Source organism: Legionella shakespearei DSM 23087 (genome assembly GCF_000373765.1).
Classification (GTDB): domain Bacteria; phylum Pseudomonadota; class Gammaproteobacteria; order Legionellales; family Legionellaceae; genus Legionella; species Legionella shakespearei.
This window is the reverse complement of sequence record NZ_KB892382.1, coordinates 40,199-65,966: the sequence shown is the minus strand read 5'-3', so window position 1 is coordinate 65,966 and position 25,768 is coordinate 40,199. Positions and strand designations below refer to the sequence as shown.

Below are 25,768 nucleotides of genomic sequence, written 5' to 3'. Positions count from 1 at the left end.
CCCGCGGCTTGTCCGCGGGATCCAGGAATCTCACTCCGAACTTAGATCTCTGGATACCGCGGACAAGCCGCGGTACGGTGGAGTAGCGCTTAACTTAAGGGCAGTGGGCAACAGACCCTAGGGTTTGTTTCCAATAATCCTGCGTCAAGAACCAGGATATTTCTGTTTATAAGTACTAAAATTATAAGTATGTATATGAAGTAAAAGGCTGTGCCATGAATTCGATTCAATTACTGGATGCGTCACTTCGAGATGGGGGACACCGTACCAATTTTCACTTTACGGACAGTGAATTGCAGGGAATTCTGATACCACTTGATAATTCTGGTGTGGAATACATTGAAATAGGCTACAGGAACAGTTCTGCGCACCCTGGAGACACTCTGGGTAGAGCAGGATATTGCGATAGAAATTATCTTCTTTTTTGCCAGTCACTTATTAAAAATTCAACTATTGCGGTTATGGCACATGCGAAAAACATTAATGAATCTGATCTTGTAGAATTAAAAGAATGTGGTGTAGGTTTATTGAGAATCTGCATCCCTAAAGGCGGACTTGCTGAAGCGGTGCCCATTATAAAAATGGCAAAACAATTGAATATGCTGGTATCCGTCAACTTCATCCTCATGACCAGCTATTCAGATGAAGAATTGGATCTGGTAGTTGAGCAAGTAAGCCATCATGATCCAGACATGATTTATTTTGCTGATTCAAATGGCAGCATTCTTCCGCATAGAATTAAAGCAATCTATGAACGATACACTCCTAACTATAAAGTCCCTTTTGGTTTTCACGCCCATGATAATATTGGCCTGGCACAAACTAATGCCCTCACTGCAATGAATTGTGGCGCTCAATTTATTGATGCTTCCCTTGCAGGAATGGGAAAAGGGACCGGTAATTTAAAAACAGAATTTTTCATTGCATTTTTGCATGCTAACAAGGTAAACAAATACGATTTACACTCTGCATTGTGTGCCTCAAATTACGTACGTAACGTATTGAAAATAGGGCATGAAGCAATTGAAATGGAGGAGTTTGTCAGAGGAATTTCTGATATTTCAAGTGCTGTGGATCTCAAAATGTATCACTTGAAATCCAAGGGTTTGTAGTTCGGGGAATAGTCTGCCAATTAAACTGTTGGGAAAAAAATATTGTTCAAAAAATATCTTTATGCTACCGTTTCCGGCTTACTGAACAGTGCAAGAGCCAATTTTAATGAATTTAAAAACTGAACATCCAATCTTTCTATTAGCAAGCCAGGGCAAATTGGCTGAACTTAAATCTATAATTGTTGAACGCAATGAGCTTTTTCATTTAAGAGCGAGCAATGGCTTTAATCTCATGGAATTTGCTGCTGAAAACGGTCATGTTCACGTCATGATGTGGTTATTTGAAAATAATGTCCCACTTACTCAAAAAGGAAGTACCTTTTGTAATTCCTTGCTATTGGCTGCGTCTAAAGGTCATTTGCCAGCAGTACAATGGTTAATATCGAAAAATCTTTCTTTGGATGAGCTAAATTCTGCTTTAATAGTGGCTGTAAATAATAATCACTGTGATGTTGTATCCAAACTGATTACTTCTGGTGCTTCTATTGATGTACTAAGCAGAAAAGGACAGCCTCTTGCGATGGAACCGGTAAGAAAAGGGTATTTAGAGATGTTAAAGTGCCTTTATCAAAATGGTGTTTCAATGGAATCGAAAAATAGCAATGGCCATACTTTATTAATGGAAGCTGCAAGTTACGGACATATGCCTATAGTTAAATGGCTAGTGCAGGAAAAGGTAAACATCAATACAAGCGAAGGCTCTAACTATACTGCCTTGATGTACGCCGCGCGCGATGGCAATTTTGAAATTTTAAAATATTTATATGAAAATGGGGCATTAATTACATCTTATGAAGTAAGAGATTACAATTACAACCGCCAAACTGTCAGTCCTATATCAATAGCCCTAGAGAATAATCATCCTGAAATAGCAGAGTTTGTATTTGAAAAAGCAGTGTTTTATCCATTACCCGGAGAGAGAAGAACTATTGAAGAACTGGAAAGAATTTATATTCCCAAAGACGCTACCAGCCTTGCAAAGGCTTGTGCAAAAAATACCAATATAATCGGCTCTCTTGATTCAGTTTACGTACCTGCGGAGCTACGTGCTATTTATTTACGTAATCAACAACTAAATAAATTGTATCATGATATTATAGCAATTATTGATCAAGCAGAAATAACCCCTTCACCAGATATATCAAAAATAGAGAAAAAAATTGGCGAAATGCTAAAATTACCCAATTTACCAACTCAATTCATTCAGTTGGAGTTAATTTATAAAAGAATGATAGGTATCTATATTAGTGCTGGTCAATTCGACAGGGCATTGGAATTACTGGAAAATTGTTCTGAAAAAGTGCTAAAGGATAAATTACGCCATGCAAATTTACTGGGAATTGCTATGGGATTCATGGGGCAACAACAGTTTTTTAAGGCTCTGAAAATTTTTGAAGACCTACCTTCTTCTGCTCTGGACGCCGATGCCCAGACATTACATTGGAGGTGTATGTTTGCTTTCATTATGGATAAAGAATATGATCATATCAACATAAATTTAAGAACTCTCGTTCACTGCATACCAGCGAAGATACGTGAACTGGAGAATAAATATCCTCATTGCTGGGTATTGATTCTTAATACATTAACTGCGCAATTCTATCACGAACACGGAGAAACTCTGTCAAGCACTTTGGAAGCTCTTACGGTGCTTTCTCATTTACCCAAAACCCCGGCTACCAGTCAACACGGCAGAACTCTGTTGCAATCAGCCCTTTCCAGTCCACAACAATCCTTAACAACAAGAACTGAATTGGGTAAAAACGTGTTTGATTTTATGTCTGATTATCCCGATTTAATTCAACTAACTCTCTCACGTTTCGTGTTATTACCTTCGGCTGAACAACAGGAAGCATTAAAAACCATCTCAAATGGAGTTTATCCTGGAGTATTATTTTATGCGGCATCAGAACAACCTCATTTATTTGCAGGACTAATTCGTTTGTTGCTAAGCCAAAAAGATTCAGCACTGCTATCAGACATACTTGATACTAAAGACAATACAGGAAGGGATGCACTTATTCTTGCTGCGCAAACAGGAACGTATGAGGTAATTCCTCAGCTTCAGAATTTAGGATTTTCCGTTCATTTCGCATTATATACAGCAGCATCCCTAGGCCTTGTTGACGCGCTACCTGGTTTGCTGGCTCATGGTGCATCTTTGGAAACCACCGATGAACAAGGATATACCGTGCTTTATCATGCCATTGAACAAAATCAGGAAAATGCTATTGATTTCCTGTTAAATGCTGGTGCTGACATTCGCCATCAAACGCAACAAGGAAAAGATGCTTTAGGCCTTTCAATCATGCATTTGCCTGCAATTCCTTTACCTATACTAAAACATGTTTCTATTTTACCAATTCCAGAGCAACTTGATGTACTGTATCAGGCAACGGGTAATCGTTCTAATTTACTGGCTTATTTACTGCCCCGCGACACCGGGCAACGATGTGAAGAACTGGTTAAATGGTGTTTTTCAGAACTATCTGCTGCCGACAATAGCGAAGAGCAAAAGGCCCTTCAAAATATTCGTTTTGATGCGTCATTTCATTCCATCCTCCTAAAATATCAACAAATGCGCGAAAAAAGTGTTCAAGGAAACGATAATTATGATCATGCTGTTTCTGCCGCAGAAATATTGCTTTGGAAGATTTACGAGGCAAGAATAAACTTTTTTTATGACATGTCTGCTTTGGAAACTAAAATTGAAGTGCTTCGCGATGCGTGCAACAATGCTATTGAAGAAGCAAGACCAGTCTTAAGCTACCATAGAGAATGGGATAAATTAATTGCAGGAGGAATACTTTTCCTGGCAGCACTCCCGGTATCTCTTCCTTTGTGGAGCTTAAATTTCTTCTCATTTAAACCTAAATCAACACAATTGCTCGATCAGATGCATGATGACCTGGCACGTCCAACAGCTTAATAGATTGAAATTAACCGTTATAGGGTAAACGTCCATGCCTTTGGTATAGACGTTTACTTGGTAATAGATCCATCGCTACCAAGAGTAATCTTACCCTAATTGACAAATTCATAAACATACCTTACCGTAGAAAACTACATAACTTATGGAGAAAAGCATGTCAAGGAAGAGTATCTACAAAGCAAATAAAAATTTTATTAAGAGTAATTATCTCATGTGCGCAGGCTTCGCAGTGGCGCCACTGGCTTTTTCTATGATGCTGGGGCTTTCAGGAAAAGGAACCGTGGCGGTGGGCGGGGGGAATCCGGCACTTGCTGCTGCCAGCCTTATTATAACAGCGCCGCTCACGGCAGTCACAGCAGCATTGGGCTTAGGTGGGGTATTAGTTAACAGCGTCTATGGTGCTGTTTCTATGCCATTATTGGCAGTAGTCAGTAAAATAAAATCAGGCAGTCACAAGGAAGCGGCCTCATCATCTGCGCAGCCAGAGCAATCATCCTCTACCAAACAGATACTACAGGCTATGCCTGCCAGCCAGGAACAACCAGAAGTTGACATGCCAAGAAAAAGAAGACAAGAGCACGCTGCGACAAAGCATAGAATCAATGAAGAACAGAATGAGGGACTCGAATTTACCTCGTTAAATATGAGATAGAACCATTAATTGCGAGCATGCGAGCACAATATGGACAACCCGGATTGATACTCGCAATACTTTTTGAAATTACTCCGCACCACCAGGGCCTTTACCACCAGATGGAGTCGAGTTAGGCCCTGTCGAAGATTGACTACCCTCACCACTGACATTACCCTTGCCACCCATAAGTTTACCAATACCGGATTTAACTCCACCAACCGCTTTCTGGCCATATCCGCCCAACTGCTTGTCCATCTGACCCTGAGCTTTCTGAGTTTCATCACCAGCACTTTTCACAGCCTGTTTGGCTTCATCACCCCACGAGGCTGAGTCTTTACCATAATCTTCTGCACTGCCACCTATCCAACGCAACACTCTGTCAGGCAAAAGTGAAATCAAAGTAAAGGCCTTTTGTACAATAATCAGATACATGGTGGTATACATCAAAATGGAGAAGAAATAGGCATAAATACCGGCCCACTCTGTATATTTACCGGAAGAATTTCCAGCCCCCTGCTGCTCGGTTAATGAATTGCTCCAATTGGGGTCATCAAGTTTAAACCCGCCAAATTTAGTCCCGCTTGTATCTTGCTGGATATTTCCCTGAATAAAACCAATCGCATGATCAAAGCCAGCGTTAAGAATCCAAACGCCAACATAAGACAAGGAGATTGCGGAAATATAACCAATAATCATCATCGATGGCCTTAAAAAGACGTTCATCAGAATCATAATAGCGTGTTCGCCTTTACCAAAAGCATCATGCCCTTCGGGGTGGGTTACACCCAATGCCACTATAGGAGCAGCAACCATGGCTTCTATCACGGCTATGAGCCACGCCAGGGTTCCAAAGGTAAAGATCATATACGGCAAGACCGGTATATAATATGCCGTAGTAAACCCTATCCCCACCATAATACCAATCCAGGCCATTAATAAGGGCATAGCCAGAGAAATCAGCGCGAAAATAAACACCCCAAATAATGGAATCAAAGCACTGACTACCGCAATATCCAGCAGCATTAACCATAAATTAGCGGAGAAGTTGATGTACATGGTTCCCATATTAGCCAAAGCCACGATCGGATTTACTCCGGGCGTCGAAATAGTCTTCAACCCCTCTTTGAAGATATCCGCCATTCCCTGTAGAGGGATCATCAAAAACGCCATAATGACCTGATTAATGATCTGGGCAAAAAGGGTCAGGAAGAAGTTATATATATATCTGAAAATATAGTTATAGAATAAATCGCCAAACATCTGTCCAAGGCAGAAAGAGAAGAACAGGATTTTAACCCGGCCACAATCAAAATTCTGGTGTTGTAAATAATACATTGTTGTATCAACACTAAAATTAATCATATTAGCAAACTGTAATGGTTGTAATCCGGGCTGTCCTGGTAACTGCACCATTACCGAGTTATTAATAAAGCCGTACACTGTTGATGATTCCTGACCAGAAACTAATTCACGTTTGGGATTAGGCTTTAAGTCAGGAGCTTTAACCGGATTATTATTCGCTATAGGCACCCCGTTTTTACTCGAAAGATAAGCACCATTAATCAACGATTGCACCGCATTCAAATAGCTGCTATTGCCTCCAAACCAGGTGCACAATTTAGCATATGTTCCCACACAGGAACCACCTTGACCAAATGAAGAAGTTAACTCGGTCAGATCAAAGCTGCTGGAATCCAGACCAGTATTCTTATCGAACTGGTCAGAATCTGTAACTGCATTCCCATTAAGGGTAACCAGGTCAAAGAAATAAGAACCAGCCATCATCCACCCCTGGGTGGTTGCATTGGCAATAAATTCTCTCGACTTATTGGCATTTGCAGCATCTGCTGTTTGCTTTATAAGGTTCAAGGTAGGCATCATAATACCATTGTAATCATTGATGGCCCCCAGAAACTCGGTACCGTTAAACAAGACACCGCTGTTTGTTCCTGATGGTGTAGCCAAAGGCCCCCAAATCTGACAGGTTTTATCGTAATTCGTACAAACAGTACCATTTGCCGTGTAAGGAACACCAAATTGCTGTGTTGCCACTAAAGAGTAATCTGAATTTCCGCTGTTAGGATTGGAAGAATTAGAGTATGCCGGATCATTATTGACCATCACCTGAGCAACCGCAGATAAATCAAGATACATTTGCTGAATGGCTATCGCTCTCGACATTTGAGCTGTTTCTAATTGAGCAGCAGTGATGTTGTTGATTCCACCTACAGAAGAGTTATTGCCTTGAGCTGGAGGAGAAGTCCCTAACAAAGTGGGGTCAATAGGATTCCAGGTTATTGTTCCGCAGATACCATTTAAAAAACTGTATGGGGAACTGGAATCAAAGTTAGGCATCGTGACGCTAAAATGGGTTGCATTTTTATTTTGATTTTGCACCGTTACCGCATTTACTGTAGTGATAAAATCAGGAACGGCAGTATTACAGAAATTAGCCATATCAGTGGAAGGAGTTCCTGCACAGGGGCCGGTGTTATTTTGTTTCGTATTTAAATAACTTTGCCTAATTGACTGTAATTGATTTTGCAAACCAAGCATACAGACCTGGCCGGAAAGTATGGTCATGGCACCACCAGACACTCCCGCGCTTGCCGCTTGGGTTAATGCTTTAGAGGGGTCAGTCTGCGACTGAATAATAACACCACCCCGATTTAAATAGCCTAAGGCCGCTTCCCATACTTTGTCAGCCGCCCCTACACCTTGTACCACTATCCACATTACAAAAATCTGCATCAGACAATAACCGGATGCTTTAGGAATCAGCAGCGCCAAACCCATGGTAGAACGAACAGGAATCCATATGGATGACCATTTTTGTCCGAGCATCTGCCCTTCATGGGCAGTATTCATCGTAGAAACCAGCAGGGTGTACATAATAATGATACCACCCAGAGCTAAAACTGCTGAGTTGAACACCCCAAACATGTTCCCCATAATCTGGCTGCCAGTGCCGTGTAAAACACCATCAACAACACCGAATAAATTTCCAAGAAAGATTACTGAATAATCACTGGCAGGAGGAGCAAAACTTAAAGAGCCATCGGCGGCTAAAACAAGCGCAGGAAATAAAACAAGAAGCACTGCAATAACAAGTTTATTCATTCTTTCTCACCCAGTAAACCTTGTCTATACCATTCCTGGATGGTACACCCCAATTTTCGTTCTTTAATCTGGAAGTACCAAAAGTGGTAACGAAAAGCTAAAACCAGTCCAATCATAGTGACGACCAGGCTAACTAATGCTGCTTTTAAATTACCATTAAAAAGATGATACCCCGAATAAATTAAAATCATAAATGACGCCACAGCCATGATAATACTCAAACGCAGTAAAGCATTTTGTTTAATTAACAAGTCCGCATCGGTTAATTTCAATTTGGATGCGGCTGTATCAAAGGATTCAGCTTTAGCGCTTTTTTGGGGTACGAATAAACGTTTAAAACCATTCACAAGAAATGAGGTAAAAGCCTTCATCCTGTCCCAATCGAACCATGCACGAATATTAATAATTCGCCTGAAAACCCTTCCAATTCGTGACCCAGATTTCTTTTTCATATTTTTTACTTTTTTAATAATGGACTTTTACCTTTCATAATATACTATAGTAGTATGTAGTGGATTCGTCCATCAATCAATCTCAGTAAAAAAAGAGTAAATAATGCCTGATCTAAGCCATGAAGCCTCCGCAAAATATTGGTTTGATTATTTAGACCCGATGATTTATCGGGTGATCACGTTTATGGAAAGTGTAGAGGATTGGACTTTGGATGGAAATCCAGAGTTTGAAGAAGCCATGAATCGACTGGGCAATGAGTTAGATGACATTGAAAAAATTGATTTGAGCTTATTGGCAGAAGAAGAAAAATTTATTCGTATTGTTGGAAACATTAAATCGGGCAGAGGGCTTCGTTTACTGCAAGCCATTGATACAGTTCATCCAGGCAGTGCTTCGCGCGTTTTGATCCATGCAGAGGAAACAAGTCTGGGCAGCCATGATCCTGCAGGATTTTTTCTGAAACGCAATATTGTATTTGAACGTTTACGTTTATTGTCTCGAGTTTTTTGCCAATATCGCTTAAAACTCGTTTTACGCGCACTTGAAGGGGATGAATAATGAAATTACTCTCACGATTTACTCTGATCAACTTGTTTTGTTTTACCTCACTTACTGCAGCAGCAGATGTCGGATATGAGACAGGCTATGGCCAGCAAACAAGTAGTAATACAGAAAACCTGGTTCAATATTTAGTGAATCTTGGACAATACCTGGGTTACGATTTAACCCAAAATCCCAATAGCAATAACCAAAATCCTCCATCTGCAGCACTCATAAATCCAACGCTGATGGCAATGACCCAAACTCTCGCGTACAGTACATTTTTAGGAGCTATTCCTGTTGATTTTGTGTCACAAGCTCTGGGTCAATTTTTACCCCCTAATATCCAAGGTGCTTCTGTACTTAATGAGCTCGCTAACAAAACATTCACCTATCAAAATTACCAAACACCTTCTGGTACCCAGAATGGCAATGTTACTGTCTCGAATTTGATTGATCAGCCATCATCTCAGACAGGATACTTAGGTGATCCCGTAAGCCAGGCTGTGTTTAATATTTTGGGAACACCTGATTATTCTTATTGTATGAATAACGATGGTACTCAATGGATAAGTAATTGCTCATTAATGTATCAAAATCTGGTAATGGAAAACGTTATCGGTCCTGTTCCCACAACCTACCAATTTTACACGTACCAATACAACCAACCCGTTATCAGCCAATTGAACAGTAATTCGCTGTTAGGTCCTTTACTTTATAATACGGATAGTAATCAGGGAATTACTACCGGAAGTCCCACTCCTAATACTCAAAATCCTGGATTAACGGCGCAAAATCAGGCGCAAACTGCAGCTAATTTTATCCGCTATGTCTCTGGAGCAGTAACACCTCCGTCATTACCCAAACTGCAGGATTATGATAATCTGTATAACATTGCTTATCCACCCAAAGGCAATACGCCCAATATTCCGCAACAAGCACAAGCGCAAGCCACTTTATCGGCTTATATCAATAACTTGCGTACTTATGCCGCTCAAAGTTCCGTCGGAATGAGTAATCTGTACTACATCTTATCAAAAAGATTACCGCAAAACCAAAATACCAGCAGCCCTATTACCAGCCAGGCAGTTAATGAATTTAATATGGCTACCTGGAGATTATTTACACCGACACAGGGCGACAATAGCCAAACAGCCAATAAGCAATGGATTGAAAAAATCAATACCGCCTCTCCAGGCACTGTTGAAAAAGAAATTGCCGTATTGCTTGCTGAAATCAATTACCAAATGTATCTGGACAGACAACTGCAGGAGCGTATTCTGTTAACGAATACTATTATGCTCATGCAGAACCTGAAAGCAGGGCAACCAACGGCTGACTTTTCAAGCCAAGGCTCAACCTCTTCTAATTAAAGAACAAATCGTAACCCGTATTGGGCGATAGCCGTAATACGGGAAATTACCACTGCGATCACGTAAGTGTTCAGCCCTATTGAAGGAACAGCCATATTTGGCTCATCTTGAGAGAAAAACCCGCGAAATGATGCTCACATAGCCACCTATGCTCCGCTCATTTCGCGGGTTTTTCTCTCAACCTGAGCTCAAATCTGGCTGTTCGAGTACACATAAGCCTATACCCCCTGAACGGTTACGCGATCCCGGCTGCAAGCAGACCGGGCTACACCTCGATCCACGTCGTCCTGAGCGCGTCTTTTTGCGCGAAGGATCTCCTGAACGTGGCATGGTGCCCGTATGAGGAGATCCTTCGCGCAAAAAGACGCGCTCAGGACGACGTGAATCTGAATTAAACTATTCGTCTACTCGCTTGTATAGATAAAAAACAAAATCCATGGTTCTCTTTGAGCTTAAGGCGTGTTCTTGCGGGATAAAGCCTGATTTCAAAACTGTTACCAACCGATAATCATCAAAAAAATGATTCTTTTCCAATAAATCAGTCAAATAATCACTTCTTGATTCTAACGGATAATAAAGGGTAATGACCCAGGCAGGTTTAATTTCCTGTTGCAAATGTTCTGCATAAAGATCCAAACGATGCAGGTATGGACTTTGTGTCAATTCAGGATTGTTCAAACATTGCATGTCTATAAACCGAAGATCATAGCGTGCACTGAAGGGAATGATTCCGCAATCATTCAGAAGTACCGTATCTCCTGATTTAGCCTCTTTGTTAAGGAATTCGACTATTTGCATCCGATTATGAGTTCGCTCCTGATAATGAAGCACTGCTTTCTGTAAAAAAGAAACATTATGACTGGGAATAAATAAAAAAGTCATAACAATAATAAGTACGGCACTCAACACTTCAGGATCGATTTTTAGCCTGATAAAATCCTGAATAAATTGCATTACGCCTAAAACAGGCAGTAAAGAGAAAAGAGCAAAAGGCCCCAGAAACAAACGCAAGTAATGCGTAATTACCGGATCTGCTTTCCACAGCATCACCGCGTATAAAACAGAAGGCAACCAAAGCAACCAATGCCAGCATCCTTTTTTTGCCAGGAGGAAAAAAGGTAAGGCAGCAATAATGAAGGGAAAGAGTACTTGTAAATAATCCTGGTCTACTACAAAAAACTGCCCGGAAGCCAGACTTTTGCAACGATAGCTGTTAGGAATCCAATGGCCGAAATAATACACTCGCCACGAAAAATAAAGTAGGTAAGGCAGAATAAAGCAAAGCAGCGTAATAAGAAGCCATCGGTACATTGTGCTTTTGTCTGGCTGGATTTTATTGATAAAGCGGACTCTTATCTGGCATGCCATAAAAACCGCAACGGGAATAACCCAGACCAAACCTTCAAAACGGGTCAATGCCAGTAAAAGCAAGCTTATGTTGCATAACAGCCATGACGTTGTGGAATAAATGGGGGCTTCCACCGTCCCGTGACTTGTCCACGGGACGGCGGAATTACTGACAATGCCCATAGCCCTGATACATTGCCAGACCAGCAATAAGGACAATGCGCAGTAAAACATGCTTTCTAATCCACTCACAGTCCACCAGACCACACCGATGTAATGACTAAACAGGAATACCGCCAGCATTGCAGCAAGAGGATTAAAAAAAGTTCTACCGATGCGATATAAGAAAAACATCCCTCCACCCAGGCTCACAATGGAAAACCATTTTACAGAAGCCAGTAAAGGCAATTGTAATTTCATGATCAAGGCAGAGAGGATAATCCACAAAAAATTGGAATACCCCTCAACAGGTGCTGGAGTGCCATGCCAAAGTAATCCCTGACCATTAATTAATTGCCGTGCATATACCCAGCTGATATAGGCATCATCGGTGGTGAATTGCCAGGCATGAGATAACGCGATGGCTAAATCATAAACGCAATAGAATCCTAAAAAGAAAGCCAGAAAATTCTGTTTTCTCATCGACAAATAATTCAAAATCATCCCTTACCATTCTGTTAACAGAGCACGCGACAAAAAGAACTCTTTTTAATCAAATTGATCTTATATTAAGAAATTAATAATTCCTTAATATAAAGTAACTTACAATCACTCAACCCTAACAGGACTGATTAAAATTGCCAATTAATTATATTAATTAATGTGGGTTATGGATAAGAAGCTTGATTTACCTCGATCCGTTCGGGCTGAGGAGAGGCGATAGCCTCGTCTCGAAGCCTTAGCACCATGCCAAGGCTTCGTGACAGCGCTATCGCGCTTCCTCAGCCCGAACGGCATCGAAGTAACGACGAGATAAAACAAGCTTCTTACTCCATAACCCACATTAATTAATAAAACAAAGGTGCAAAAAATAGCTGATATGATATTATTCGAACCAAATTAAATTATTTAATAGCTATTCAAGCCCAAGAGCCCAAGGGAATGAAAGAAATTCAGGATGATCTAACCCAAATGCCAGAGAACGATTCTATGTCCAAGCCCTATGTCTTTTTTATCAATGGGATGAGTTGCAGTAATTGCAGTGGTGCCATTGAAAGAGTAGTAAGAGCAAATAATGAATCCATAAGCATATTAAGTTTTAATGCGGATTTCACCACAGCAGATCCCAAAAGAACCACTATATTGATTGACGAACCATCAGATACATCAGAGGAAGCGCGCCAGGTCATCTGGACAAAACTCCGAAGCCTCATCGAAGATGTAGGGTTTAAGTGTGAAGACTATGATTATATGCCTGGTACAATAGCATCAGCGTCTACTACCACAACAGAAACACAGGAAGAGGTGAACCCAACAGGCTTCTTTGAAAACGTATTAACCTTGGGTCAAAACCTGTTAACATCCCACTGGTTTCTGGGGGCTCTTGGTTGCGGTACAGGGATAGCAATGCTCATTCTTTTTCTGACGACAGGTGGTTTGCCTCTTATTGCAATGCTCCCTCTGGCCGGCATAAGCACTTTGTTAACTCTGGTTTTAGGTGCACGCTCTTATTATGAAGCCTGGCAAAAGTTGATTAAAACACAAACCCTGACTATGGATACCCTGTTTGCGGTTAGTACTATATCAGTTCTTTTAGTATCCATTGCTTCATTTTTTGTACCATGGCTTCCTATGATGTTTGAGGCGGGTCTGCTGATTTATGGGTTCAGGCATATTGGCATCGCTATAGAAGAAACAATAAAAGAAAAAATAAGCTCAGCCAGGTTTCAGGACAGAGCCCCTCAAAAGGTATTGCTCTATTCAAAAACCGGGTCAAAGGATATTGAGTTAAGTGAGGTGAAGCCAAATGATATGATCATTATCAGCCCAGGAGAAATTATTCCTCTTGATGGTTATTGTGAAGAAAACAGCATTATTTATAACACCATTATCACCGGAGCCATTTTACCGCGTTTATTTAACAAAGGGGAAAAAGTACTGGCGGGAATGAAAGTAGCAGAAGATGCTGTTCCTTTAAAAATCCGCGTTTCAAGAACAGCTAAAGAATCCTATCTGGCTCGGCTGGACAAAGGTATTGCTGATTCCCTTGTTGAAAAAGCACCTCTTGAAATCAAAACTGCTCAATTATTGACTTATTTCATACCCACAGTCATCGGATTAGCCGTTCTTTCAGGAGTCATTATAGGAATCTTTTTTCCACCGGCACTCGCGATTCAATGCGCTGTTTCAGTTTTAGTATCCGCATGTCCCTGTACTCTGGGATTGATTATTCCTCTGGCAGTAAAAACAGGCATCCATAAGGGAGCAGAACATGGGGTGCAGTATAAAAATGCTAAAGTATTACAGGAAGCAGAACAAATAGATGCTGTAGTTTTTGATTTAAATGGCACTTTAACAACCGGGATTCCTGTAGTTAAAAAATGGGCGGTACTGGATAACACAGGATTTTCTCCTGACCAGTTCCTCGCTCATTGTGCCGCACTGGAATCCAAGTCAGCCCATCCAGTAGGAAAAGCGATTCATTCGTTTGCCATGAAAAACAGTAAGGAAACTGTTGTTGCGTCAAAGCCGAATGATTCACATCACTCAGGTATTTTTGGTCAGATTAACAATAAAGATTATACCATTGGCAGCGGCTCTTTAATGCGTGGCATTGGAGTTTCACTTACTGAAGTGGAACAGATTGAAAACATGCTGGGATTAGAAGCTGGAGACAGTCTTGTATTTCTGGCTCGGGAAGACAAGCTCATAGGCTACATGGTCATTACTGACCCGCTGCGCGACGATGCATTTCAAACGGTCAAAGCCTTGCAGGAGATGGGTAAAGAAGTGCATTTATGTACTGGCGCTGATGAAGCAACAGCACAGCGTTATGCAAAGGCTTTAAACATTAAAAATGTCTATGCGAATGCTGTCGCCACTTCTTTGGATTTAAATGACAGATCGAAACCGGTTTATATCAATGAACTACAGAAAAAAGGACTTAAAGTAGCTATGGTTGGAGACGCAGCCAATGACGCACAGGCGATAGCCGCAAGTGATTTCGGGATTGCCGTATTGTCGCAGAACAGCGATGAATTAACCCAGCAAAATGCAAGCGCCATTATTCAGAATGGAACTTTGTTGCCTATAGGCAGCGCCTTTGCCATATCCCAACAAACAGTAAGTAACATCAATCAAAATCTGCTGCTTAGCCTTGGCTACAACCTGGCAACAGTTTTAGTCGCAGGTGGATTATTGCTTGCTCTTGGATTCACCCTGAACCCAGGTGTTGGCGTGTTACTCATGGTAATGCAGGCTTGTTGTATCTTACTCAACGTATGGCGTTTTAAAGAGCAGTCTTTGCCTCATTTGGAAGGTGGAGTAAGTCCTGAAATCAAGGCAAGTGAAGAGCTGTCTTCCTATCAGCTGATGAGACAACATACGCCTAAATTTAGCTGTGACCTGGAAATAGGGTGTTGTGCCAATGAAACAACTGAAGCTCAGCCGAATGCAACACCATCGCTTTGGAATTCGTTGGTTCTTCCTGAGCAACAGGCTCCGTCAGTAGCTCAAAACATGAATCCATTCCAGGCACCATGTTAATCAGATTGTAGCCTGTATTAGCGGAGCGTAATACAGGATCGAAGTGGCAATTTCCCGTATTACGCTTCGCTAATACGGGCTACGGTTTTTCTCGCGTCACATCACAAATGTGGTATTCCACCCGACCACTGTAACCAGTTTTTATCCGGATAAGGCAAAGTCGTATCGACCAAATGCAAGGTATAAGCATGCCTGGATTTAGCAGATAAATTCGCCTTGCTTTTGTGAGGTACTCTCCCGTGTAACAAAATTAAGGTTCCCTTTTCCACGGGTAAAGGAATACTCTGTTCTTCCGGCCATGGTGATTTATCATAGTGCTCAAAATAAATCTCGTCCCCCTGACGAAACATACGTTGCTTTAAGGGAGTAGTGTCGGGGCTTGGAATCACTTCCAGGCATCCATTTTCCAAAGTGGCATCTTCAAGGGCAAACCAGAATCCCAGTGCGTCACTCTCTTGGCCAAAAATATAGGTACTGTCCTGATGGCAAAGAACTTCTGCACCTATACCAGGTTGTTTAAAAATGTACATGGATTGCACCAGGCCCAAAGACTTAAGTCCGAGCTGCAGGCCTATTTCTTTGATACGAGGATCACGTGAATGCTCTTTGAATACGGGATCCAGTTCATGCAATGCATGGCCAATTTTGTTAATGGACTGCTCAAAAGGACGAGTACTGTTTCCCTGTTCATCCAATGCATCTGGCTCAAAAAAGTAATGGATTTTATCCCCGGAATCGAGAAAATAACGCTTTTTTGCATGCTCATTAGTTTGGGTAGAAAAAACAGTCTGAGGAATAACATCCTGATTATTTTTAATAAGAAAATTAATACGCTCCCGCAAAGCATCACAGGTTTCTTTACTAAAAAAATCCTTTAATACCAAATAACCGTTAGTGAAAAAAAAATCACATTGTTGACTGGAAAGCTGCATTCCATGCTCCTTAAACCCATAAATTCGTAGTTTTGTAGCCCGTATTAACGAAGCGTAATACGGGACCGGGGCTCATTACCTGACATGGTTTAATAGATTTGACCCTGTCAACCACATCGATTCCCGTATTACGCTTCGCTAATACGGGCTACAACCTGCTATTCCCCGATCTACGTCGTCCTGAGCGCGTCTTTTTGCGCGAAGGATCTCCCGAAAGCGGCATGGTGCCAGATGCCAATTCGATCCCGGCTGCAAGCAGACCGGGCTACAAATCCTGCAATGTACCGCGTTAGTTCAAAACCAACGCCAATTTATCCATCACCTCGGCAACAGAAATAAGTTGCATCGCCTCATCCCCATGAACATGCCGCCCCCAAACTTTCTGCTTATTCTGCTCAAAAGACATGCCAAAGACCTTTTCAACAGCCTCAGGATAACGATTGACCACCAAATGCTGAAAAGTATAGGGTCCGGAAATAAAAGGATTAGTCACTGCATGCAAAGCCACAACAGGAGTATTTACTGCAGCAGACATATGCGAAGGTCCTGTATCAGGACAAAGTACAGCATCTGCTTTGCTAATCACTGCCAATAATTGCTTAGGCTTGGTTTTACCCACCAAATCAACTGCCGGAATCACTTGCAAAATCTGATCAGCCAGGACACGATCGTAGGCACCAGGACCACCAGTCAAGACAATCTGGGCATTCCACAACTCACGAGCTTGCTGTAAAACCGCAATATAACGATCCACAGGCCAACTGCGTTCAGGTTTGCTGGCCGCAGGATTAACCACTAAAACAGGCCCCTCATCCGACTTGGGCAGATGGGCATCAGCCCATTCATAATCTGCAGGGTTTATCGGCAAATCCCAACGAATCACTTTTTCTTTCACACCCAAAGGCTCTGCAAACTTTAAAAACCCTTCCAGGGTATGCTCAAGCCCAGGTGAAATGCTTTCTTTCACAAACCAGAGATGACAGTCATCGGCCCGGCGTGAATCATAGCCAATTTTTCTTTTGGCCTTAATCAAAGGATAAAGTAAATTGGATCCAAAACGGGCGTGCGGAGCCAACAATACGTCAAAATGCCTGTCCTTCATTAGTTTTCTAAACTGCAAAAAGCCAGTAAGGTTTTTCGGCTTATCAATACAAATAAATTCGACACCATCCATGCCTTCAACCAAATCAAAAGCAGGACGAGAGATGATCCAGGTTAATTGAGTATCGGGCAAGTAAGCCTGTAATGTTCTGACCAGGGGCACCATCATCAAAACATCACCCAGAGCAGAAAGCCTGGCAATACAAATTGATTTAATCATTCTGCAACACAAATCGTGAACCACAGTAAGGGCAGACTTCGACCCCGGTTTTTTCTATGGGCAAATACACTTTGGGATGGGCATTCCAAAGCTCCATGGCGTCAGTTGGGCAACTGAGCGGTAATTCGTTACGATGTACTACATAATTTTTTTTAGTACTCGCCGGTTCTTTCTTTTCTTTTAACATAATGTTCCTTGCGGCCCCAAATATTAAGAAGCCTCATTATCCAATATTTCCCTTGTTTTCGCTATAATCTGCTCGTTAAAAGTCGTATTTTGCGGATCATAAAACAAGGCATCATCCCAATGTCTGAGCCAGGTGAGTTGCCGTTTGGCCAATTGCCTTGTTGCTGCTATCCCTTTTTCACGCAGTGCAGCCAGATCATAATCTCCTTGCAAATGTTCAAGAACCTGCCTGTAACCGACACAGCGCATGGATGGCAAATTCATAGAAAGCTGCCATTTATCCAGCAATCCCTGCACCTCACGCACTAAACCATCATCAAGCATTTGATCAAAGCGTTGAGCTATACGCTGGTGCAGCCATGCCCTTTGCTCTGGAAAAAGGGCAAAATTAGCAAAACGATAGTTTACCCCTGATTTTTGTTTTGCCAAAAACTCCGATAAAGTGGTTCCAGTCAAATAATAAACCTCCAAAGCCCGTTGAATCCGTTGAGAATCGTGAGCATGAATCCGCTGCGCTGTGTCGGGATCAATTTCAGCCAGTCGCTGATGCAAAGCATCCAGACCATGCACTCTGGCTTCCTCTTCAAGACGCTGGCGCATTGCTTCATCTGCTTCAGGTAAAACAGACAGCCCTTTTTGCAAGGCATTAAAGTACATCATCGTTCCACCTGCCAGTAAAGGGATCTTGCCCCGCTGGAAAATCGAAGTGCAAAGTGCTGAAACATCAGTGCAGAATTGAGCCGCAGAATAAGATTCCGTGGGGTCTATAATGTCAATCAAATGATGAGGAGCTAATAACAATTCCTGATTGGAAGGTTTGGCGGTCCCAATATTCATATCGCGATAGATCATTGCAGAATCGACACTGATAATTTCAAATGGAAAATGACGTACCAATTCACAAGCCAAACCGGTTTTACCTGAGGCAGTAGGCCCCATCAAACAAAAAATTAAATCAGACATGGAGTAACATCCGGCAACGTTCAGGAGTAAGCGCCACAAACAACCCTTGATGGCTTCCTGTTTCAGGTAATAAATCAAGCAGCAATTGATTCAACACCTTACGCTCATCCACGCCTAAATAATTGAGATCCAAAAGTTGAGATTGGCTCAAAAGAAGCAGTAATTGTTCTGTTTGCAAAACGGGTGAATCAACAAGGTGATTTAAAAAAGTATGTATATCCAGATGCGGAACCTGAACAGGAACACTGCGAATCAGCATAGTGCCTGTTGCAGAACGCTCAGCATGAATTCCTAACTGCTCCAGCACTTTTTTTAATGCGTCAATCTTATTACTCTCAGTCAGCGATAGCGAATAATGTACAGGCACTAACAAGGGTCGGCTAGCCAATGGCAAATCACTTTGCTTTAACTGGCTGTATATCCATTGCTGCTGTAAAGCCAATGCATCAACGACATAGGGTTGTTGTTTCATTAATATCAGAACGTGTTGATGATTCAAAACAGTCCAGGATAATTCACTCTCCGAGGAATATGATTTATTTGCCGCAGTGATTTCGCGTCGCGGGCTCCAGGAGTCTATCGCATCACGCGGAACCTGGTGGCGCATCACAGGCTTCTGGAATTGCGTTGCGACTGAAGGAATAGTGTCCGATTGGGCGATATACGTTTCGCTAACCTCTTCAGCCTCTTCTCCGGAATAAGCCATAGGCTCATAAGTTTTTTCAAAATATTTTGCAGTGCTGGCCGCAAGGACTTTAGTTAATTGGGAGGTGAAAAAATCATGAACCAGCCGAGGTTGCTGAAACCGCACTTCATGCTTGGTCGGGTGAACATTGACATCTACCTCAGCACTACTCATGGTAAAATACAACAGGCAGGCAGGAAATCGACCAGGATGAAGTATGCCATCGTACGCTTGTTTTAATGCATGATTAATTAATTTATCCTTTACCATACGCTGGTTAATATAAACCCATTGCTTATCATTCTGACTGCGTTGGTATTCAGGGCTGCTCAACCATCCATAAAGCGCCATATTACCCAGTTTGACATCAAGATACAGGGCATTACTCATAAACGTACTACCCAGGATTTTACTCATGCGCGTCAATTTGGACTGTTCATTTAATGCTGGCGGCAGCGAGAAAATCAATTTGCCATTATGCTTTAAAGTTAAAGCGATATCAGGGGCACTGAGGGCAAACCGTTTCACCACCTGTTCTATAGCCTGAAACTCCAGTTTTTCCCCTTTTAAAAAACGCTTGCGTACAGGAGTATTGAAAAATAAATCGACCACATCAATAGTCGTTCCAATGTTGCGCGCACAAGGTGAAAGAGTTTGTTCAGAACCCTGTACACGCAACATCATTGCATGTTCCTGTGATGCAGGTCGTGAACTGATGGTGACTTTGGCTACAGAGGCAATACTGGCTAATGCTTCGCCTCTGAAGCCCATACTTTCAATGGCATATAAATCATCCAGTTTTGTAATTTTACTGGTTGCGTGGGCTGCAACAGCCAAAGGCAAGTCTTCAGCAACGATTCCGTAACCATTATCGCTGATTTTAATTTGATTCAAGCCGCCATAGCTTAATTCTATATTGATGCTGGTGGCACCAGCATCCAGAGAATTTTCCAATAACTCTTTAACAACAGATGCTGGCCGCTCGATTACCTCACCAGCAGCAATCTGATTTGCTACCACAGGAGGTAATTGCTGTATTCTCATGCCCATGCCGAAGGAATCACTAATTTTTGTCCCGGTCTTAAGGCCGCTCTGGCAGATAAGCCATTCATTGCCTGTAAGGCATTGACCGTTACATGATAACGGGCTGCAATTGAAGGGAGAGTATCTCCTGAACGGACTATGTGTATATGATTGGACACCATAGCTTCAATACGCGTACCATGCGGTGGATTATCCCAGAAATAATTTTTAATCCCTTGGAAAATGGCCTGGCTTAATCGGGATTGATACGCTGAACTGGTCAGGTTCCTTTCCTCACGCGGGTTAGAAATAAAGCCGGTTTCGACTAATATGGAAGGAATGTCCGGTGACTTCAATACCATGAAACGCGCCTGCTCCACTTTGTTATTATGGAGCGTGGTGAAATCATCCAACTGACTTAAAACCTTGCTTCCCATTTGCAAACCCGCATTAATGGTTGCTGTTTGCGATAAATCAATTAAAACAGAACGCACCACGCCATTGGTATCATCCAATTCACCAAGATTAACGCCGCCCAATTCTGAGTAGTTCTCTTTTTCTGCAATCCAGCGCGCCGCTTCACTGGTTGCCCCGCTTTGCGATAAGGCAAAAACAGAGGCGCCCTGAGAATGAGGATTATTAAAGGCATCTGCGTGGATGGATACGAATATATCACCATTGTATTTTCTTGCTATATCCAGGCGTTGCCTTAAACCGACATAATAATCACCAGAACGGGTTAACACTGCTTTCATTCCTGGCTGTCTGTCAATAAGCTGTTTTAGTTTAAGCGTGATGGCTAATACAACATGTTTTTCTTCACTGCGCCTCGGACCTCGCGCACCCGGATCTTTTCCACCATGTCCCGCATCCAGAACAACCACCACATCACGCAGATATTTATTAGACGGGCTATGAGGAACGGAAATAGGCTTGGTATGGACAATTCTTGGTTGATTTTGCTCTGTCACCTGGGCTTTGGCAGGTGATGCATTGCGACGAGTTACTGTGTTTTGCGGCGTATGGGGTAATGGTTTTTTTGCAACATGATGGGGGGTTACGCCAGAGCCTGACGCACTACTCAAAATATCTAACCTTAAACCTTTACGCTCCCAAGGGGCAGAACGCACTTGCACTTGTTGGCTTACATCAAACACCAGCCTTAAGGTTTTTGAATTGGATGAACCACTGCGCACTTGTTGAATCAACGAGTTGGTTAATCCGGCCTGATTCAGATTCACTTTTAAATCCGTGTTATTCAAATCCAATACAACTCTGGAGGGATTAGTTAACATAAACAATTTATGGGTAAAAGGACCATTAATTGTTATATAAAGCGATGTTTTACCCGCCTGTTGTTGCGATAGAGTTATATTATTTAATTGTGCAGAAAATGCAGCAAAAGAGCTAATCCACAAGAACAGACACAAACCACATGCTCGTATCATTATTGTTCACCTGCCAGGCAAGCTAAAATTCTTTTACCGGCAACGCTTGATGCAGTACCATGCAGTTCACGGCCAGCCCCTTTAATACTTAATTTAAAACGAATATCAACTGCAGGCAATGATTTTCCAGCATGCTCTGCCCATTCGATACAGCAAATACTTTGCGGGGTAAAATAATCCCTGAATCCTAAATAATCCAACTCATCTTCTGAATGAATGCGGTACAAATCAAAATGATGAACATCCATAACCCGGCACTGATAGCTTTCTACTAATGAAAAAGTAGGGCTTTTGATTGCAGATTCCACCCCCAGACTCCGCAACATGGCACGAATTATTGTTGTCTTGCCAGCACCTATTTCACCATGGAAGGTAATGATTAATGGAGCAAACAGACAAAGAGCCAATTGCTGTGCAAAATACACACTGCTTTTTTCATCAGGCAAATCATAGTTTAATATTTTATCATTTTCACTGTGTATCATAAATGGGTACAATTCAAAATTTTAGGCAATAGATCAAGTAAGTCACTAGCTAACAGTCCGGCTTCGCCAAAAGTTCTGGCTACTGCATCCCCCGCAACAGCATGAATCCACACGCCAAGCTTCGCTGCATCTGACAAAGATAATCCTTGAGCACAAAGTGCGGAAATAATACCACTTAATACATCTCCCATACCAGCACTAGCCATACCTGGATTGCCTTTAGGGCATACAAAAGTGTTTTTTTCGGCAGTTTGAATGATAGTGCCTGCTCCCTTCAATACCACAACACCGCCATATTGTTGCTGTATTGCAGTTGCAGAACCGTACCTGTCCATCTGCACATTTTGTGAGGAACAGGAAAGTAAACTTGCAGCCTCGCCCGGATGAGGGGTTAAAACCCAATTATCATCCAGCTGGGGATGCTCTGCCAGCAGCCTTAAAGCGGAAGCATCAATGACCATAGGTAATTGCGAGGTAATAGCCGCCAGAAAGAGATCTTTAGCCCAATCGCTTTCCCCAAGGCCTGGACCTATGACGCAGACAGATGCTTTTTCTAACAAGGGAGAAAGATCTTTTGCGGATTGAACACCCCATATCATTGCTTCAGGAATCAGAGGCAAAACGGTTTTGGCATGCTCAGGCCAGGTGGCAACACTGACCATTCCTGCTCCAGTTCGCATTGCGGCTTTGGCTACAAGGCTTACAGCACCAGGCATACCAGGTCCACCGCCAATGACCACTACATGACCATAATTTCCTTTATGCGAATTTTTTCTACGTGCAGGTAAGGGTAACGGCAGGGAGTGATTACTTAATAAAGAAGCATAGGGGGGTATTTTTTCCAGTATGTTTTTCAGCTGTAATGTTCTGCAATAAATATCACCGCAATAGTCAGGACCATCCAAAGTATACATGCCTGCTTTACGGGCTATAAAAGTGAGGGTCAACGTGGCTTCTACACAGAAATTTTCGACAAGACCTGTATCTGCATTTAATCCAGATGGGATATCCAAAGACAATACAGGAAGTTCGCTAGAGTTAATCTGGTTGATGGCCGTCGCAATTACCCCATGCACAGGCCCCTTTAATCCAATGCCAAGAAGAGCATCAATGATTAGTTCTACATCACTATCCAAAGGCTCATCTGCAGCCAGGCATTCTACTCCGGCCGCAACCGCCATTCTCGCCGCATATTCAGCCTCTAAAGGAAGTTCTTCCATTTCCTTGCACTGGTAAACAGTTACTGATAATCCCTGTTCATGCGCCAGACGTGCTAATACATAGCCATCACCGGCATTATTGCCTGCACCACAAAATACAGCAATGTGAGTCACTTTGGGAAACATTTTTTGCATGAACAGAAATGCCTCGGTACCTGCTCGAGACATTAATTCATTTTCATCTAATTGATATAAATCTACTGCGAGGCGTTCGCAGTTTCTGATTTGCTCACAACAATAAAGGATATTTTCTGGCTTGGTCACTTGTTGCTCCGAATTCATCAGATTCTTCTATTCGTAGCCCGGTTGCTTGCAACCGGGATCAACAAAACCGCAACTTCTTCATCCCGCCTGCAAGCAGACCGGGCTACAGACTCTACTCTACTAATTTTAATGAAGGTTTTTTTCTGGTACTCGTATCTGAATCAGGAGTAGGAGCGGGTGGAGGATCATTACTTTCTTCAATGGTAAAAGCAATGCCTCTTCCGTTTTCCTTGGCATAAATTTCTAATACCGCGTTGGGAAGAACAAAGATTTGCTCCGTTTGTCCAGAGAAACGGGCAGTAAATACAATGCGATCATTTTCCAACAAAAGCCCACGAGTGGCTGATGGCGAAATGTTTAAAACAATACGCTCATGACGTACATGTTCCTGAGGAACCTGTACGCCAGGATAGGTAGCGTCAACCAAAATATAAGGTGTTAATTCATTATCTACAATCCAATCATAGAATGCGCGAATCAAGTAGGGCTTATTTGATGTCATTACCATAGTTATGCAGCTCTTATTTTTATTATGCGGCTCTGATTTGTCGTTCAGCGTCAGTCAAACTCGTTTGGAACGATTCACGTTTGAATACACGCTGCATGTAAGCAATGATGCCTTTGTATTGTGGACCAATGTCTAATCCTAACTTAGGCAGGCGCCATAATAAAGGTGCCAAAGCACAATCGAGTAAAGAAAATTCATCACTCAAAAAGTAAGGTTTGTCAGCAAAAACAGGATCAAGGCTGGTCAGACTTTCCAACAGATTAGCACGAGCCTGCTCCGCATTGTCATCCCTTAAAATATAATTCATTAAATAATACCAGTCTTGCTCAATGCGATGCATCATTTTACGTGTTTCAGCACGTGCAACGGGGTAAACAGGTAATAATGGAGGATGCGGGAAACGCTCATCCAGGTATTCCATAATAATGCGCGCTTCATAAAGCACCAACTCTCTGTCAATCAGAGTAGGTACGGTCCCATAAGGATTCAGGGCTAACAAATCAGCGCCTGGCTCATCTTGCTTCACTGCCAGAATTTCAACATTAACGCCTTTTTCAGCTAATACGATTCGTACTTGATGACTGTAAACATCGTCAACATCAGAAAATAAAGACATTATGGTGCGCTTTGCAACAATTGCCATTAGCAACTCCTATAGATTCATGAAAGCCTGTAAAAATAGCTTTGATATTTTACATACAAAGAGCAACATTCTACCACATTTTTAACCTTCTGGGGGATTTTGATTAAAATCCAGTTAAATTTACTCAACCTTTTTTAATTGCTGCCAATAATTTTTCTTCAAACGATAGGCAACAATCAGAAAAATAAATAAAAATGCGATGACAAATCCCCCTAAACGATAGCGTACTAATTGAGCAGGCTCACCTACATAAGCTAAAAAGGTAACCAAATCCTGAATGGCACTGTCAAATTGTGCCGGATACATTTCCCCTGGTTTTATTAACAATAAACTCGCATCAGAGGTTTTATGGTTAGGATTTAAAACCATTTTGCCAATTAATGGCTCCAGAACGTTGGGCATAGCCACATCAGGCACCAAAAGATTATTGCTGCCAAAGGGTCTTGCATCATCACTGTAAAAACTTTTCAGGTAATTATAAATCCACGTAGTACCCCTCTCTCGTGCAGTGAGGGATAAATCTGGTGGTACTATTCCAAACCATTCTTTGGCATCAGTCGGAAGCATGGCAATTTGTATGGGATCGTTGATTGTTGCCTGGGTAAATATCAGGTTATTCTTTAACAAGTCTTCATCCAGTCGACCATCAAAAGTTGTCAGCCCCAAATCCTTAGCCATGCGGTTGTAACGCATGTACTTTAATGAATGACAGCCTGAACAGTAATTCATAAAAAGGCTGGCTCCTCGTTGTAATCGTTCTTTATCACGAATATCAACGGAAACAGTCTGCATGACAAACTCATTGGTCGACGCAGCTTCTAAAGATGGAGCTAGCAGATACAAAGCAATCACTATTAATCGCATCATCTTCATT

The 25,768-nt window shown here is 42.1% G+C and carries 20 protein-coding genes; 6 read left to right on the top strand and 14 right to left on the bottom strand.

Annotated elements, in window-relative coordinates:
- Positions 1 to 215 precede the first annotated feature (215 nt).
- The 3 genes from B094_RS0101400 to B094_RS0101390 all read left to right on the top strand — a co-directional run bounded on the left by B094_RS0101400 (position 216) and on the right by B094_RS0101390 (position 4,696).
- Positions 216 to 1,112, top strand: a complete 897-nt coding sequence (locus B094_RS0101400) for a beta/alpha barrel domain-containing protein (protein ID WP_018575998.1) — start codon at positions 216 to 218, stop codon at positions 1,110 to 1,112.
- A gap of 106 nt (positions 1,113 to 1,218) precedes the next feature.
- Complete coding sequence (locus B094_RS0101395; RefSeq protein WP_018575997.1) at positions 1,219 to 4,041, top strand: ankyrin repeat domain-containing protein; 2,823 nt, start codon at positions 1,219 to 1,221, stop codon at positions 4,039 to 4,041.
- A 157-nt stretch (positions 4,042 to 4,198) separates the two neighbouring features.
- Positions 4,199 to 4,696, top strand: a complete 498-nt coding sequence (locus tag B094_RS0101390) for a hypothetical protein (RefSeq protein WP_018575996.1) — start codon at positions 4,199 to 4,201, stop codon at positions 4,694 to 4,696.
- Positions 4,697 to 4,765: 69 nt separating this feature from the next.
- On the opposite strand, the gene dotA is transcribed toward B094_RS0101390, so the two are convergent.
- Both dotA and icmV read right to left on the bottom strand, forming a co-directional pair.
- A complete protein-coding gene (dotA, locus tag B094_RS0101385) occupies positions 4,766 to 7,798 on the bottom strand; it encodes a type IVB secretion system protein DotA (RefSeq protein WP_018575995.1) in 3,033 nt (1,010 codons plus the stop codon).
- A complete protein-coding gene (gene icmV / locus B094_RS0101380; protein ID WP_026253826.1) occupies positions 7,795 to 8,250 on the bottom strand; it encodes a type IVB secretion system protein IcmV in 456 nt (151 codons plus the stop codon). The genes dotA and icmV overlap by 4 nt, the downstream gene beginning before the upstream one ends.
- A 103-nt stretch (positions 8,251 to 8,353) precedes the next feature.
- Here icmV and icmW point away from each other — a divergent pair, with 103 nt between their 5' ends.
- Positions 8,354 to 8,809, top strand: coding sequence for a type IVB secretion system protein IcmW (gene icmW, locus B094_RS0101375; RefSeq protein ID WP_018575993.1), 456 nt, complete (start codon positions 8,354 to 8,356; stop codon positions 8,807 to 8,809).
- On the top strand, positions 8,809 to 10,164 hold the full coding sequence (gene icmX, locus B094_RS0101370; RefSeq protein WP_018575992.1) for a type IVB secretion system protein IcmX: 1,356 nt from the start codon (positions 8,809 to 8,811) through the stop codon (positions 10,162 to 10,164). Before icmW ends, icmX begins: the two co-directional genes overlap by 1 nt.
- A 396-nt stretch (positions 10,165 to 10,560) precedes the next feature.
- Here icmX and B094_RS0101365 read toward each other — a convergent pair whose 3' ends face one another.
- Entirely contained in the window at positions 10,561 to 12,174 is a 1,614-nt protein-coding gene (locus tag B094_RS0101365) for a hypothetical protein (RefSeq protein ID WP_018575991.1), read from the bottom strand.
- A 438-nt stretch (positions 12,175 to 12,612) separates the two neighbouring features.
- Between B094_RS0101365 and B094_RS0101360 the strand changes: the two genes are divergently transcribed.
- On the top strand, positions 12,613 to 15,216 hold the full coding sequence (locus B094_RS0101360) for a heavy metal translocating P-type ATPase (RefSeq protein ID WP_018575990.1): 2,604 nt from the start codon (positions 12,613 to 12,615) through the stop codon (positions 15,214 to 15,216).
- Positions 15,217 to 15,317: 101 nt separating this feature from the next.
- Here B094_RS0101360 and B094_RS0101355 read toward each other — a convergent pair whose 3' ends face one another.
- From B094_RS0101355 to B094_RS0101305, 11 genes are all read right to left on the bottom strand, one after another.
- Positions 15,318 to 16,148, bottom strand: a complete 831-nt coding sequence (locus B094_RS0101355; protein WP_018575989.1) for a phytanoyl-CoA dioxygenase family protein — start codon at positions 16,146 to 16,148, stop codon at positions 15,318 to 15,320.
- Positions 16,149 to 16,437: 289 nt separating this feature from the next.
- Positions 16,438 to 17,469, bottom strand: coding sequence for a glycosyltransferase family 9 protein (locus B094_RS0101350; protein ID WP_018575988.1), 1,032 nt, complete (start codon positions 17,467 to 17,469; stop codon positions 16,438 to 16,440).
- On the bottom strand, positions 17,462 to 17,656 hold the full coding sequence (locus tag B094_RS0101345) for a zinc-finger domain-containing protein (protein ID WP_018575987.1): 195 nt from the start codon (positions 17,654 to 17,656) through the stop codon (positions 17,462 to 17,464). Before B094_RS0101345 ends, B094_RS0101350 begins: the two co-directional genes overlap by 8 nt.
- A gap of 23 nt (positions 17,657 to 17,679) precedes the next feature.
- A complete protein-coding gene (gene miaA, locus B094_RS0101340; protein WP_018575986.1) occupies positions 17,680 to 18,618 on the bottom strand; it encodes a tRNA (adenosine(37)-N6)-dimethylallyltransferase MiaA in 939 nt (312 codons plus the stop codon).
- Positions 18,611 to 20,353: a DNA mismatch repair endonuclease MutL gene (gene mutL, locus B094_RS0101335; RefSeq protein ID WP_018575985.1), complete on the bottom strand. Its 1,743-nt coding sequence runs from the start codon at positions 20,351 to 20,353 to the stop codon at positions 18,611 to 18,613. Before mutL ends, miaA begins: the two co-directional genes overlap by 8 nt.
- The gene (locus B094_RS0101330) at positions 20,344 to 21,774 is read right to left on the bottom strand and encodes an N-acetylmuramoyl-L-alanine amidase (protein WP_018575984.1); all 1,431 of its coding nucleotides are present in this window, start codon (positions 21,772 to 21,774) and stop codon (positions 20,344 to 20,346) included. Before B094_RS0101330 ends, mutL begins: the two co-directional genes overlap by 10 nt.
- The gene (tsaE, locus tag B094_RS0101325) at positions 21,774 to 22,259 is read right to left on the bottom strand and encodes a tRNA (adenosine(37)-N6)-threonylcarbamoyltransferase complex ATPase subunit type 1 TsaE (protein ID WP_018575983.1); all 486 of its coding nucleotides are present in this window, start codon (positions 22,257 to 22,259) and stop codon (positions 21,774 to 21,776) included. Before tsaE ends, B094_RS0101330 begins: the two co-directional genes overlap by 1 nt.
- A complete protein-coding gene (locus B094_RS0101320; protein ID WP_026253824.1) occupies positions 22,256 to 23,743 on the bottom strand; it encodes an NAD(P)H-hydrate dehydratase in 1,488 nt (495 codons plus the stop codon). The genes tsaE and B094_RS0101320 overlap by 4 nt, the downstream gene beginning before the upstream one ends.
- A gap of 112 nt (positions 23,744 to 23,855) precedes the next feature.
- Entirely contained in the window at positions 23,856 to 24,251 is a 396-nt protein-coding gene (locus B094_RS0101315) for a ClpXP protease specificity-enhancing factor (protein ID WP_018575981.1), read from the bottom strand.
- Positions 24,252 to 24,273: 22 nt separating this feature from the next.
- On the bottom strand, positions 24,274 to 24,894 hold the full coding sequence (sspA, locus tag B094_RS0101310) for a stringent starvation protein SspA (RefSeq protein WP_018575980.1): 621 nt from the start codon (positions 24,892 to 24,894) through the stop codon (positions 24,274 to 24,276).
- 120 nt (positions 24,895 to 25,014) lie between these two features.
- The gene (locus tag B094_RS0101305; protein WP_018575979.1) at positions 25,015 to 25,767 is read right to left on the bottom strand and encodes a cytochrome c1; all 753 of its coding nucleotides are present in this window, start codon (positions 25,765 to 25,767) and stop codon (positions 25,015 to 25,017) included.
- Position 25,768 lies beyond the last annotated feature (1 nt).